This window comes from Burkholderia sp. SRS-W-2-2016 (assembly GCF_001931485.1).
In the GTDB taxonomy this organism is placed as follows: domain Bacteria; phylum Pseudomonadota; class Gammaproteobacteria; order Burkholderiales; family Burkholderiaceae; genus Paraburkholderia.
Genome location: NZ_MSDV01000024.1, coordinates 1 through 13,566, shown reverse-complemented (window position 1 = coordinate 13,566; position 13,566 = coordinate 1). Strand labels below are relative to the sequence as shown.

The 13,566-nt window shown below is 66.5% G+C and carries 8 protein-coding genes; 5 read left to right on the top strand and 3 right to left on the bottom strand.

Annotated elements, in window-relative coordinates; translation table 11 throughout:
* Positions 1-109 precede the first annotated feature (109 nt).
* Positions 110-4,192 (bottom strand): phosphoribosylformylglycinamidine synthase, encoded by a 4,083-nt coding sequence (purL, locus tag BTH42_RS12115; protein ID WP_075299496.1) that lies wholly within the window; start codon positions 4,190-4,192, stop codon positions 110-112.
* Between the two features lie 316 nt (positions 4,193-4,508).
* Here purL and BTH42_RS12110 point away from each other — a divergent pair, with 316 nt between their 5' ends.
* The 3 genes from BTH42_RS12110 to pgi all read left to right on the top strand — a co-directional run bounded on the left by BTH42_RS12110 (position 4,509) and on the right by pgi (position 9,401).
* Positions 4,509-5,804, top strand: coding sequence for an FAD-dependent oxidoreductase (locus BTH42_RS12110; protein WP_075299494.1), 1,296 nt, complete (start codon positions 4,509-4,511; stop codon positions 5,802-5,804).
* Positions 5,805-5,921: 117 nt separating this feature from the next.
* Positions 5,922-7,604 carry a bifunctional ADP-dependent NAD(P)H-hydrate dehydratase/NAD(P)H-hydrate epimerase gene (locus BTH42_RS12105; protein WP_075299492.1) on the top strand — a complete coding sequence of 561 codons (1,683 nt, stop codon included), beginning with the start codon at positions 5,922-5,924 and terminating at the stop codon, positions 7,602-7,604.
* Between the two features lie 174 nt (positions 7,605-7,778).
* Positions 7,779-9,401 carry a glucose-6-phosphate isomerase gene (gene pgi, locus BTH42_RS12100; RefSeq protein ID WP_075299490.1) on the top strand — a complete coding sequence of 541 codons (1,623 nt, stop codon included), beginning with the start codon at positions 7,779-7,781 and terminating at the stop codon, positions 9,399-9,401.
* Positions 9,402-9,497: 96 nt separating this feature from the next.
* Here pgi and BTH42_RS12095 read toward each other — a convergent pair whose 3' ends face one another.
* Positions 9,498-10,184 carry an ABC transporter ATP-binding protein gene (locus tag BTH42_RS12095; RefSeq protein WP_075299488.1) on the bottom strand — a complete coding sequence of 229 codons (687 nt, stop codon included), beginning with the start codon at positions 10,182-10,184 and terminating at the stop codon, positions 9,498-9,500.
* Between BTH42_RS12095 and BTH42_RS12090 the strand changes: the two genes are divergently transcribed.
* Together BTH42_RS12090 and BTH42_RS12085 are read left to right on the top strand one after the other, a co-directional pair.
* A complete protein-coding gene (locus tag BTH42_RS12090; protein WP_075299486.1) occupies positions 10,183-10,887 on the top strand; it encodes an arylesterase in 705 nt (234 codons plus the stop codon). The two genes, BTH42_RS12095 and BTH42_RS12090, sit on opposite strands and share 2 nt — an antisense overlap.
* Positions 10,888-11,003: 116 nt before the next feature.
* Positions 11,004-11,348 carry a hypothetical protein gene (locus BTH42_RS12085; protein ID WP_075299484.1) on the top strand — a complete coding sequence of 115 codons (345 nt, stop codon included), beginning with the start codon at positions 11,004-11,006 and terminating at the stop codon, positions 11,346-11,348.
* A gap of 121 nt (positions 11,349-11,469) precedes the next feature.
* Here BTH42_RS12085 and BTH42_RS12080 read toward each other — a convergent pair whose 3' ends face one another.
* Entirely contained in the window at positions 11,470-13,404 is a 1,935-nt protein-coding gene (locus BTH42_RS12080; protein WP_075299482.1) for a SurA N-terminal domain-containing protein, read from the bottom strand.
* Between the last annotated feature and the right edge of the window lie 162 nt (positions 13,405-13,566).

The following is a 13,566-nucleotide window of genomic DNA, read 5'->3' as shown; positions in this document are numbered from 1 at the left end:
TCCGTTCCTGCCACGCAGACAATAAAAAAGCCGCCCGAGGGCGGCTTTTCCTTTTGCTACGTTGTCCGGCTGGGAGCCGCCGCCAGACAGGCGGCAACTCCCTACGCGATCAACCGAGCCAGCGGCGCGCGTTCTGGAACACGCGTTGCCACGGGCTTGCGTCCGTTGCGCCCTCGCCCCAGCCTTCCGGATGCCAGCTCATCTGCACCGCGCGGTGGACCCGCTCGGTGTGCGGCATCAGCACCGTGAAGCGGCCGTCGGCCGTGGTGACCGACGTGATGCCGTCCGGCGAGCCGTTCGGGTTGAACGGATACTGCTCGGTCGCCTGACCGCGGTGATCGACGTAACGCATCGCGACCGCGACCTTCGCCGCATCGCCCTGCTGCGAGAAATCCGCGAAACCTTCGCCGTGCGCGACCGCGACCGGAATGCGCGAGCCTTCCATGCCGGCGAAGAAAATCGACGGCGAGCTCTGCACTTCGACCAGCGAGAAGCGCGCTTCGAATTTCTCCGACTTGTTGCGGGTGAACTTCGGCCATGCTTCGGCGCCCGGGATCATCGACGCGAGACTGCTCATCATCTGGCAGCCGTTGCAGATGCCGAGCGCGAACGTGTCGGCGCGGCCGAAGAACGCCGCGAACATGTCGGCCAGTTGCGCGTTGAAGCGGATCGTCTTCGCCCAGCCTTCGCCGGCACCCAGCGTGTCGCCGTACGAGAAGCCGCCGCACGCGACCGCGCCGGCAAAGTCCGCCAGGTTCGCGCGGCCCGCCAGCAGGTCGCTCATGTGCACGTCGTGCGCGTCGAAGCCGGCGCGATCGAACGCATAAGCGGTTTCCAGATGCGAGTTCACGCCCTGCTCGCGCAGGATCGCGACGCGCGGACGCGCGCCCTTGCCGATGAACGGCGCGGCGATGTCTTGCGCCGGATCGAAGCTCAGCACCGGCGTGATGCCCGGATCGGCCGCGTCGAGCAGACCGTCGTATTCGGCATCGGCGCAAGCCGGGTTGTCGCGCAGACGCGCGATCCGCCAGCTCACCTCGCTCCACGTGCGATGCAGCTCGGCACGCGGTGCTTCGTAGACCTTCTTCGCATCGCGATAGATTTCGATCACGTCGCGCTCGTTGACCTTGCCGATCACGTGCGAGCACGCCGACAGACCCTGCTCGCGCAGCGCGCCGAGCACCGCGTCACGATCGGCCGCGCGCACCTGCACGACCGCGCCAAGCTCTTCGTTAAAGAGCGCGCGCAGCGTGCGGTCTTCGCGACGGCCGCTGGTCTGCTTCGCCCAGTCCTTCGCATCGCCGAAATCGGATTCGTGGTTCGCGTCGAGCACCAGCATGTCGACGTTCAGCGACACGCCCGCGTGACCGGCGAACGCCATTTCGCACACGGTTGCCCACAGGCCGCCGTCCGAACGGTCGTGGTACGCGAGCAGCTTGCCGTCCTGATTCAGCGACTGGATCGCGCCAAAGAAGCGCTTCAGGTCTTCCGGATCGTCGACGTCCGGCACCGTGTCGCCGACCTGCTGCGTGACCTGCGCGAGGATACTGCCGCCGAGGCGATGCTTGCCGCGGCCGAGGTCGATCGCGATCAGCACCGTTTCGCCGACTTCGCTGACGCGGCGCAGTTGCGGCGTCAGATGCTTGCGCACGTCTTCGACCGGCGCGAACGCCGAGATGATCAGCGACACCGGCGCGACCACTTCCTTCTCAACGCCGCGATCTTCCCAGCGGGTGCGCATCGACAGCGAATCCTTGCCGACCGGAATGCCGATCCCGAGCGCCGGGCACAGTTCCATGCCGATCGCCTTGACCGTGTCGTACAGCGCCGCGTCTTCGCCCGGCGCGCCGCATGCGGCCATCCAGTTCGCCGACAGCTTGAGTTTGTCGAGCGACGCGATCGGCGCCGCCGCGATGTTGGTGATCGCCTCGCCGACCGCCATGCGGCCCGACGCCGGCGCGTTGATGACCGCGAGCGGCGTGCGCTCGGACATCGTCATCGCTTCGCCGCCGAAGCCCGCGTAGTCGAGCGTCGTGATCGCGACGTCGGCCACCGGCACCTGCCACGGACCGACCATCTGGTCGCGCGCGGTCGTGCCGCCGACCGAGCGGTCGCCGATCGTGATCAGGAACGACTTGCTTGCGACCGTCGGATGACGCAGCACGCTCTGTGCGACATCGGCCAGCGCGAGGCCGGTCACGTCGACCGGCTGGAAGTTACGTTCGACCCGCTTGACGTCGCGATGCATGCGCGGCGCCTTGCCGAGCAGCACTTCCATCGGCATATCGACCGGCTGATGGGTGCTTTCCGGCTGTTCGGCGTCGATCAGCTTCAGTTGGCGCTCGGCGGTGGCCGTGCCGATCACCGCGAACGGGCAGCGCTCGCGCTTGCACATCGCTTCGAAAGCCGGCAGATCGGCCGGCGCGATCGCCAGCACATAGCGCTCCTGCGCTTCGTTCGACCAGATTTCGCGCGGCGACAGACCGCTTTCCTCGAGCTGGATCTTGCGCAGCTCGAACACCGCGCCCTTGCTTGCACCGTCGACCACTTCCGGGAACGCGTTCGACAGACCGCCCGCGCCGACGTCGTGAATGCTCAGAATCGGGTTCTTGTCGCCGAGCTGCCAGCACGCGTTGATCACTTCCTGCGCGCGTCGCTCGATTTCCGGGTTGCCGCGCTGCACCGAGTCGAAGTCGAGTTCGGCGGTGTTGGTGCCGGTCGCCATCGAACTCGCGGCGCCGCCGCCCATGCCGATGCGCATACCCGGGCCGCCGATCTGGATCAGCAGCGAGCCTTCCGGCAGATCGTGCTTGTGGGTGTGCTGGTCGGAGATGTTGCCGATGCCGCCCGCGATCATGATCGGCTTGTGATAGCCGCGCACGACCCCGCCGACGTTTTGTTCATACGCACGGAAGTAGCCGCCGAGGTTCGGACGGCCGAATTCGTTGTTGAACGCGGCGCCGCCGAGCGGGCCGTCGATCATGATCTGCAGCGGCGACGCGATGCGATCCGGGCGGCCGTACGCTTCGTGCTGGTCGGCCGGATTGCGCTGTTCGAGCGGCTGCGCGGTGTCGCGCGCGTTTTCCCAGCTCTCCACACCATCCGGCAGTTCGAGGTTCGACACGGTGAAGCCGGCCAGACCCGCCTTCGGACGCGCGCCGCGGCCGGTCGCGCCTTCGTCGCGGATTTCGCCGCCGGCGCCGGTCGCGGCACCGGGGAACGGCGAGATCGCGGTCGGGTGATTATGCGTTTCGACCTTCATCAGCGTGTGCGTGAGCTCGACGCCGCGCTTGTAGTGCTCGGACAGCTGATTCGCGTCGCCCTGCTCCGGCGTGCGCGGGAACCAGCGCTCGGCCATCGCGCCGACCATGATCGCCGAGTTGTCCGAGTAGGCGACGATCGTGCCCTGCGGATTGAGCTTCTCGGTGTTGCGGATCATGTTGAACAGCGAGATGTCCTGCTTCTCGCCGTCGATGGTCCAGTCGGCGTTGAAAATCTTGTGGCGGCAGTGCTCGCTGTTGGCCTGCGCGAACATCATCAGTTCGACGTCGGTCGGGTTGCGGGCGAGCTTCGTGAATGCGTCGACCAGGTAGTCGATTTCGTCGTCGGCGAGCGCGAGGCCCAGTTCCGTGTTCGCGGCTTCGAGCGCGCCGCGGCCGCTCGCCAGCACGTCGACGGTTTGCAGCGGCTTGGCCGGCAGTTCGTCGAACAGATGCATTGCGTGCTCGCGCGACGGCGCGACGCTTTCGGTCATGCGGTCGTGCAGCGCCACGGCGACCGCCGCGCGCGCTTCGTCGGACAGCGTCTTCTTGCCGCCGAGCAGGCCGCTTTTCAGCACGACCGTGTACTCGACGCCGCGCTCGATCCGGCGCACCTGGGTCAGACCGCACAGATGCGCGATATCGGTAGCCTTGCTGGCCCACGGCGACACCGTGCCGAAGCGCGGCACCACGAGGAAGGTTTCGGCCGCGCCGCGCTCCTTGCCCTCTTCGAACGGATCGCCGTAGTGCATCAACGCTTCGACCTTCGCGCTGTCTTCAGCGGACAGCGGGGTTTGCGCGTTGACGAAGTGCAGGTATTGACCGCGCACGCCGGTGATATTCGGATCGATACGCGTAAGCGTTTCGAGCAGACGGGTTTGACGGAAATCGGAAAGGGCCGAAGCGCCGGGGAAACACGAGAAGTGGGCCATGGGACTTGGACGTTGCGTCGCTCAATGATGCCGGGGAGTCGCGCATGCAGGCGACGTGAGGCGGAAAGGAAGTGCGGGATTATACCCCGGGAACGGGCCGCCAACGGGCCTCGCGGTGCGTCGGCCGGGGCTTTTCCGTGCACCGCGCCGCTGGCCCCGCGCTGCCCGCCGCGTGGCCGCGCGGGCGGTTTGACTGCTATCATGCGGCGTTTCACGAGATCGGCGCGCGCGAGACAGGTAGCGCAACGCGGCGCGCCGCATGTCACACCCAGCGGGTGCGTGCGCGAGCCGCCCGCCGGCACATCGAATCAGAGCAATGGATGTCATCGTCATCGGCGGCGGGATAGCGGGCGTCGCCACCGCTTATCAGTTGCGCGCGGCCGGCCACCGGGTCTGCGTGGTCGAGCGTCACGCGACCGTCGCGCAAGGCGCCACTTACGGCCAGGGCGGCAACGTGCTGCCGACGCCGCTCGACGTCTGGTTCGGCCCGACCTTCATGGCGAGCCGTCACAACGCGAAAAACGGGGTAATCAACAAGGCCGGGTTCAACGGCGCCGCGCGGCAGTTCGTCAAGCAACTGGCCGAGTGGCAGGAACCCGCGGCGTTCACGCGTCAGTACACCCTTTTACGGCCGCTGATCGAAGCATCGCGCGAAGCGATGGCCGACGTCGAGGGCCGCTTCGGCCTCGAATTCGAACAGGCGAGCGGCATCCTGTATCTGGTGCGCGCCGCGCAGGAATGGGAACAGAGCGCGAGCGCGCTCGATCTGCTGCGCCAGTTCGAAGTGCCGCATCACGTGCTGAGTCCGGCCGAATGCGCGGCCTTCGAGCATGCGGTGCCGACCGAGCCGGAATTCGCCGGCGGCGTGCTGTTCGAGCACGAGCGCACCGCCAACTGCCCGCTGTTCACCAAGCTCATCAAGCAGGTGCTCGATAACCAGGGCGACGTGCAGTTCATGGCGGGTCGCGAAGCGACCTCGATCCGTCTCGACAGCCAGCGCGCGGCGGTCGAACTGGCGCCGCGCGAGAACGCCTCGCGCTCGCGCGAGGTCGACGTGATCCAGGCCGACGCGGTCGTGGTCGCCGCCGGCTACGGCAGCCTCTCACTGCTCGAACGCGCCGGGCTGCAACTGCCGTTGCATCCGCTGCGGCTGCATTCGCTGGTCGCGCCGATCGCGCACGAGGAATTCGCGCCGCATGTGGCGATCGTCGATGCGGTCAAACGGATCGGCGTCAGCCGGATGAATCACCGGCTGCGGATCGCCGGCGGCGCGGTGCTGCAAAGCGCCGGCCAGGTCGACAAGCCGCTCGGCGACGCGCTGACCCGCGAGGCGCTCGCGCTGCTCGGCCAGGCGACCCACGACTGGATTCCGGGCGCCGCGCGGATTTCCGCGGCGCTGCCGTGGGAAGGCGTGAAGCTGCTGTCGCCGGATGGCTTGCCGGTGATCGGCAATGCGCTGCATCCGCGGCTGTTCGTCAATGCCGGGCACGGGCCGGCCGGCTGGGGCCTCGCGTGCGGCGCGGGCAAGCTGATCGCCGAGCTGGTGTCGGGGCAGACGCCGGCGCTGCCGGCCGACACGCTTGCGGCGTTGCGGCCGGAACGCTTCAGGTAAGTCCCCACCCCTCGCTGCGCTCGCAGCGAAACACCCGCGCAGCGCACGCCCATCGGCACTACCATAGCGATTCACCCGACTGCCCGCGTCGCCGCGGGCGCCTCGCCAGATTCCGCCATGACAGACGCCGACAACTCGCTGCCGATCCTGCTCGACCCACTCGACTCCTCCACGCCGCGCGCGCTGCCGCTGCTGACGCTGACCGATCTGCGGATCGCCGAAGCGCAAGCGGCCGCGGCGCTGCCCGAACACACGCTGATGGCGCGGGCCGGCCACGCGGCCGCGCGCTGGCTGCTCGAACGGATCGCCGCGGATACCTCGGTGATCAAGTCGCAGCAGCGCGTGTGGCTCGCCGCCGGCCCCGGCAACAACGGCGGCGACGCACTCGTGGTCGCGACGCAATTGCACAAGGCCGGCATCGCCGTCGAGGTGTGCATGCCAATCGAAGTGAAACCGGCCGACGCGCGCTGGGCGCTCGACGCCGCGCGCGCCGCGGGCGTGCCGATCGACACAGCGCCGCCCGCCTCGCTCGACGGCTACGGCTGGCTCGTCGACGGAATGTTCGGGATCGGTCTCGCGCGCGAGCTCGACGGCGTGTTCGCGGCAATCGCCAGGCAGCTGTCGCAACGCACGAAGGCCCGGCCGAGCCAGGGCGCGGTGCTCGCGCTCGATGTGCCGAGCGGGCTCGATAGCGACACCGGCGCGGTGATCGGCGGCGCTGGCGCGGCAGTGGTCCACGCGACCCATACGATCACGTTCATCGGCGCGAAGCCGGGGCTGTTTACCGCACAAGGGCGCGATCTGGCCGGTCAGGTGACGGTCGCGCCGATCGGGCTGAGCAAGGGTGTCAATGGCAACGGCAACGGTGCGGGCACTGCCGCCGACGGCGACGCCAGCGGCAGCGCTAACGGCAACGCCGGCACTACCCGCCCCGCCCCGCGCGCGGCGATCCAGCTGAACGCGCCCGAACTGTTCGCCCCGTTCATGCCGCCCCGCGACTTCGCGACCAACAAGGGCACCTTCGGCAGTCTCGCGGTGGTCGGCGGCGACACCGGCATGTGCGGCGCACCGATCCTCGCGGCGCGCGCCGCGCTTTACAGCGGTGCGGGAAAAGTCCACGTCGCGCTGCTCGGCGAAGGCGCTCCGCCGTACGATCCCCCTCACCCCGAACTGATGCTGCACCCGGTCGATACGCTGCCGCTCGACCAGATGGACGCGCTCGCGATCGGCTGCGGGATGGGCCAGCGTGAGCGTGCGACCAAGGTACTGCACGACGTGCTGGCCCTCGATGTCCCCAAGCTGTTCGATGCGGACGCGCTGAACCTGTTCGCGCAAGACCCGGCGCTCGCCGCCGAGTTGACCGCGCGCGGCGTGCAAGGCGATCCTTGCATCCTGACACCGCATCCGCTCGAAGCCGCGCGTCTGCTCGGCAGCGATGCGCGCAGCGTGCAGCGCGACCGCCTCGCCGCCGCGCGCGCGCTCGCCGCGCGCTTTGCGAGCGTGGTCGTGCTCAAAGGCGTCGGCACGATCGTCGCCGCGCCCGATGGCCGCCTCGCGCTGAACCCGACCGGCAACGCCGCGCTCGCGACGGGCGGTACCGGCGACGTGCTCGGCGGCATCATCGGCGCGCTGCTCGCACAGCATCTGCCGCGCTACGAAGCGGCGCTCGCGGGCGTCTACCTGCACGGCCTCGCCGCCGACACCCTGACCGCCCAAGGTCAGGGTCCCGCCGGGCTGACGGCCGGCGAACTCGCGCCGATGGTGCGGACCTTGCTGAACCGTCTGTTCTATCCGCTTTAACCGGGCGGCTTGTCACGCATCCCCGCTATACTGATTGTCTGCGCCGCGCGCCGGATCGATCGCCAGCATCCACCGCGAATCCGGCCGCGCAGCATCGCTCTGACTGCATCGCATCATTCTCGGCCGCGCGTGATGCGCGCGCCTTCCTTCGTGCCCCTTGGTTAGACGGACGCTATGACCCAGAACTCGCTCCCCTCCTGGTCCTCGCTGCAAACGCATTACGACAAGATTCGCGATGCGCATCTGCGCGACTGGTTCGCCCCCGAGAACGATCCCGCGCCCACCCGCGCCGAACGCTTCACGTTCGCCGGCGGCGGTCTCGCAGCCGATTTCTCGAAGCACCGCATCACCGACGAAACCCTGCAACTGCTCGTGCAACTCGCGCGCGAAGCGGGCGTCGAAAAGCGCCGCGACGCGATGTTCGCGGGCGACGTGGTGAACCCGACCGAAGGCCGCGCGGCGCTGCACACCGCGTTGCGCGCGACCGATCCGAACGCGCCGTTCTTCGCTGAAGTACAGGCCGAGCGCAAGAAGATGGCCGCGTTCGCCGAGCAGGTGCGCAGCGGCGCTTGGACCGGCTATACCGGCAAGCGGATTCGCCATATCGTGAACATCGGCATCGGCGGCTCGGACCTCGGTCCGAAGATGGTCGTGCACGCGCTGCATCATCTGGCCACGCCGGAGATCTCGACGCATTTCGTGTCGAACGTCGACGGTGCCGATCTGTACAACGTGATGCAGCAGATCGATCCGGAAGAGACGCTCGCGATCATCGTGTCGAAGACTTTCACGACGCTCGAAACGATGACCAATGCGCGCTCGTTGCGCGACTGGTTCGTCAGCAAGGGCTGCCCGGAGAGCGCGCTCGCGAAGCACTTCGTCGGCGTGTCGGCGAACACCGCCGAAGTCGTCAAGTTCGGCATCGCGAAAGAGAACGTGTTCGAAATGTGGGACTGGGTCGGCGGCCGTTATTCGTTGTGGTCGGCGGTCGGTCTGTCGATCATGATCGCGGTCGGCCCGCAACAGTTCGACGAACTGCTCGCCGGCGCGAATGCAATGGACCAGCATTTCCGCGACGCGCCGCTCGAAAAGAATCTGCCGGTGCTGCTCGGCATGATCGGCATCTGGTATCGCAACTTCTTCGGCTCACAGAGTTATCTGGTCGCGCCGTATTCGGAGGCGCTGCATTTCCTGCCGTCGTATCTGCAGCAGCTGGAAATGGAGAGCAACGGCAAGTCCGCGCGACTGGACGGCGCGATGGTCGACTACCCGACCTCGGCGGTCACCTGGGGCGAGCCGGGCACCAACGGTCAGCACGCGTTTTTCCAGATGCTGCATCAGGGTCCGACAATCGTGCCGATCGATTTCGTCGCGGTGCTCACGCCCGAACATCCGCTCGCGAGCCATCATCCGAAGCTGCTGGCGAACTGCTTCGCGCAAAGCGAGGCGCTGATGCTCGGCCGCACGCTCGAAGAAGCGAAGAAGGTGGCCGGCCCGGACAAGCCGGAGCTCGCGCCGCACCTCGTGTTCCCCGGCAACCGGCCGACCGCGACGCTGTTGCTCGATGCGCTGACCGCGCGCACGCTCGGCGCGTTGATCGCGCTGTACGAGCACAAGGTGCTGGTGCAGGCGTCGGTATGGAACATCAATCCGTTCGATCAGTGGGGCGTCGAGCTCGGCAAGATTCTCGGCAAGGTGGTCGAGGCCGATCTGACCGCGGCGAGCGTCGGTGCGAACAAGCACGATTCGTCGACGTCGGCGTTGATCGCGCGCGCGCGGGCGGCGTTGAAGCGTTGAGGGTGGCGCGCATATGAGTGCGCGTTAGATCCAATAAATAAAGCGGCAATAAAAAAAGCGGGCTACGGCCCGCTTTTTTTATTCAGCTGGAGCGTGTTACGCGAGCCGCCCCGCTTCAATCGTCACCGTCTTGTCGCAGCGGCGTGCCAGTTCGATGTCGTGCGTAACCAGCACGAGTGTCGCGCCATGCGCGCGATTCATCTCGAACATCAGATCGATGACCGCGTGGCCGGTGGCCGCATCGAGACTGCCGGTGGGCTCGTCCGCGAACAGGATCGCCGGGCGCGTGACGAACGCGCGCGCGAGCGCGACGCGCTGCTGCTCGCCGCCCGACAACAGCTTCGGATAATGACCGGTGCGCTGCCCGAGCCCGACCTGTTCGAGCAGTTCGCGCGCCCGCTGCGCGGCCTCGCGCGTGCTGATCCCGCCTTGCAGTTCGAGCGGCAGCGTGACGTTTTCGAGCGCGGTCAGATGCGGCATCAATTGAAACGACTGGAACACGAAGCCGACCGAGCCGCTGCGCAACGCCGCGCGCTGGTCTTCGTTCAGTTCGCCGAGCTCGCTGCCGAGCAGTCGAACCGAGCCCGCGCTCGCGCTGTCCAATCCCGCGAGCAAGCCGAGCAGCGTAGACTTGCCCGACCCGGATGCGCCGACGATCGCGACGCTGCTGCCGGCGTCGATCTCCAGATCGATGTCGTCGAGAATCGTCAGTTCGCCCGTTGCATCCTTAACCCTCTTGCACAAACCCCGCACTTCAATGACTGGATCAGTTCTGTTTGGCATGGTGAAGCGTAGGTTGAAAGTGCGCGCCATCGTCCCTCGCGCCGCGGCGCTGAGCGCTGCATGCGGCGCCACGATGATGGTCGCCGCGCTGGTTGCGTTGCCGTTGCCGGTTCATGCGGCCAATGCGCCGGACCCCGCGAAGCCGGTGATCGTCGTGCTCGGCGACAGCATCTCCGCCGAATACGGCCTGCCCCGCGACACGGGCTGGGTCGCATTGATGCGTCAGCGCCTCGCCGCGGAGCGCATCGATTATAGCGTCGCCAATGCGAGCATCAGCGGCGATACGACGAGCGGCGGACGCGCGCGTCTGCCCGCGTTGATGGAACGTTTGAAGCCGCGCATCGTGGTCATCGAGCTCGGCGCGAACGACGCGTTGCGCGGCGTGCCGCTCGCCACCACCGAGGACAACCTGCGCACGATCATCGAACAGGCGCAGCAGGGACACGCGAAGGTCGTACTGGTCGGCATGTATGTGCCGCCAAATTACGGCCCGGACTACACGCAAAAGTTCCACGGGCTGTACGGGCAACTATCGAAGGAGTTCAAGGTGCCGCTCGTGCCGTTTCTGCTGGCCGGCATCGCGGATAAACCGGACATGTTCCAGGCCGATCAGATTCATCCGAACCAGCAGGCACAGCCCGTGCTACTGAACAACGTGTGGCCCACTCTGAAGCCACTTCTTCGCACAAGTTCGCCGCACTGAAAACCTGCTAACAACTTGTTTCCCGAACTAGGGGGACGCGGATCGCAACAGCCGAAGCGACGCCTTCGCAATCCCGCACCCCCGGCTCATTCCTGAGCGACTTCTGAGGAGATAACGTGAAATATTTACCACTCATCGCTTTGACGGTTGCCATCTCGGCTTGCGCCGCACAACCGCCCGCGGGCGTTCAATCGGTCGGTCAAAGCCAGCAAGCGCCTCGCGCCGTTGCCAGCTGCATCGCGCAGAAATGGGCGGACAAGTCGCAGCAACAGGTGGTCTCGCAAAACACGCTCGCCAACGATCAGGCGATGGACGTCTACGTGCCGGGTCAGCAGCCGCCTAACGGCGCGGCTGCGGTGGTACGGCCGTCGTACACCGGCAAGGGCACGTGGGTCGGCTTCCGCGCGGGTAGCGGCGGCGCCGGCGGCGATGCGACCGGCGCGATCAGCGGTTGTCTGTGAGGCTGACGCAGCAGCGGCAATAGCGTGCCGATATTGGGCGCAGCATGAAAAAAGCCCCGCGATCGCGGGGCTTTTCTTTTTGACGGCGAGTAACGCTTACTCGTCCGCTTACTCGTCCGACTTACTGGTCCGCGGTCTGCGCGGCGGTGTCGACCGAGCCGTAGAACTTCACCTTCGAGCGCTCACGCAGCGCCTTCACGTACGCCTCGGCTTGCGACTGTACATCGACCTGAGCGATCTGCTGCTGGGCGGCGGCAAGACGGTGCTCATCGACCGGCGCGCCGGCCACGACCTGGTTCACACGATAGATCGCGTAACCGTCGTCGCCGAGATCGACGCCCACATAGGCCGGCAACTTTTGCGCATCGACCTTGTAGATTGCGCTCAGCGCTTCCGGCGGCACGCCCTGCGCATCGTTGCGCGAGACCTTCAGCGGCGACGAGAAACCAGCGGTCGTCTTCGACTTCTCGAACTCGGCGAGCTTCGCGGCGCCATCCTTGCGCGCGGCTTCGTTCGCCTGCGCGGCGATCACGCGCTGACGCACCGCGTCCTTGACCGCGTCGAATGCCGGCACGGCTGCGGCCTTGAAGTCGGTGACGCGAGCGGCGATCAGCGTGTTGTTGCCGACGTCGATCGCTTGCGTGTTGTTGCGCGCGGTCACCGAGTCGTTCGCGAACACGGCCGCGAGGAACTTCGCATTGTTCAGCGGGCTGTCGGCCGGCAGCTTCGGATCCGGCTGCGGCGTCACCGTCGCGGTCTGGATCTGCAGCTTGAACTTGTCCGCGGCCGGCTGCAGGCTCTTCGCCTTTTCATAAACCAGCGACGTGAAGCCTTCCGAGCCCTCGGTGAATGCCTTGGTGGCAAGCTGCGTCTTCAGGTCTCGCGCGATCTGCTCTTTCACCTGCTCGAACGGCGTCGTGACCGGCGGCTTTACGTCAGTGACCTTGATGATGTGAAAGCCGAAGTCCGTCTGCACGATGCCGCTGACTTCGTCCTTCTTCAGCCCGAACACCGCATCGTCGAATGCCTGGCCGCCCGCGATCATGCCGCGGCCGAAGTAACCGAGATCGCCGCCCTTCGGCGCCGAACCCGGATCCTGCGAGTTCTGCTGCGCGATCTGCGCGAACTGGTCCGGATGTGCGTTGATCTGCGCGAGCAGGTCCTCGGCCTTCTGCTTCGCCTTCGCTTTGTCGGCCGCGCTCGCGTCCTTCGGTGCGACGATCAGGATGTGGCTCGCGCGCACCTGGCCTTCGGTGCGGAAGTGCGCGATGTTCTCTTCGTAGAACTTCTTCAGATCGGCGTCGCTCGGCGCAACCGATGCGGCCAGCGTGGCCGGCGACATCACCAGATACTGGATCGTCGCGGTAGCCGGCGTCGCGAAATCGTTGCGATGCGCGTCGTAATAGGCTTGCAGTTGCGCGTCGGTCGGCTGGATCTTCGCCGCGTAATCGCGCGGATGGAAAGCGATGCCCTGCACTTCACGCTGCTGTTCGGCGAGCTCGGTCAGATGTTGCGCGAGCGTCTTCGACGTGAACGCGCTGCCCTGGATCGCGGCGGGCAGTTGCTGCATCGACAGACTGTAGCGCACGCGCTCGTCGTACTGGTCCGGCGTCATGCCTTGCATGGCGAGCAACTGCTTGTAGCGCTCGACATCGATCGAACCGTCGGGATTTTTCAACGACGAGATCACCGGGTCGGCCATCAGCGTGCGGCGCACGGCGTCATCCGACGCGGTCAGATGCAGACGCTGCGTTTCGTCGGCGAGCACGCGCTGCTCGATCATGCCGTCGAGCATCTGGCGACGGCGCTCCGGCGTATCGAAGGTCTTCATGTCGAACTGCGCGCCGAGCATCTGACGCGCGCGATCGAGCTGCTGTCGCATCGCGTCGTCGTACTCCGCGCGTGTGATCTTGTGACCGTTGACACTCGCGACGTTGGCAGTTTCGTCAAAGAAGCCGCGGAAGCCCTGAATACCCACAAAACCCAACCCCGGCAAAATGACGAGGATGAGCATGAACATCATCAGGCGTTGGTGATTGCGGAAGAAATCGAGCATGCGTGAGGGGTGCCAAAAACAGAACGCCCGATCTTACAACAGCGGGCAATAAAAAAGGCGAACCGGAGTTCGCCTTTCGTGGATACTGGCGGAGTGGACGGGACTCGAACCCGCGACCCCCGGCGTGACAGGCCGGTATTCTAACCGACTGAACTACCACTC

Excerpts from the sequence above, each read along its gene's own strand:
- purL (WP_075299496.1), bottom strand. The coding sequence starts at position 4,192 with ATGGCCCACTTCTCGTGTTTCCCCGGCGCTTCGGCCCTTTCCGATTTC.
- BTH42_RS12110 (WP_075299494.1), top strand. The coding sequence starts at position 4,509 with ATGGATGTCATCGTCATCGGCGGCGGGATAGCGGGCGTCGCCACCGCT.
- BTH42_RS12105 (WP_075299492.1), top strand. The coding sequence starts at position 5,922 with ATGACAGACGCCGACAACTCGCTGCCGATCCTGCTCGACCCACTCGAC.
- pgi (WP_075299490.1), top strand. The coding sequence starts at position 7,779 with ATGACCCAGAACTCGCTCCCCTCCTGGTCCTCGCTGCAAACGCATTAC.
- BTH42_RS12090 (WP_075299486.1), top strand. The coding sequence starts at position 10,183 with ATGGTGAAGCGTAGGTTGAAAGTGCGCGCCATCGTCCCTCGCGCCGCG.
- BTH42_RS12095 (WP_075299488.1), bottom strand. The coding sequence starts at position 10,184 with ATGCCAAACAGAACTGATCCAGTCATTGAAGTGCGGGGTTTGTGCAAG.
- BTH42_RS12080 (WP_075299482.1), bottom strand. The coding sequence starts at position 13,404 with ATGCTCGATTTCTTCCGCAATCACCAACGCCTGATGATGTTCATGCTC.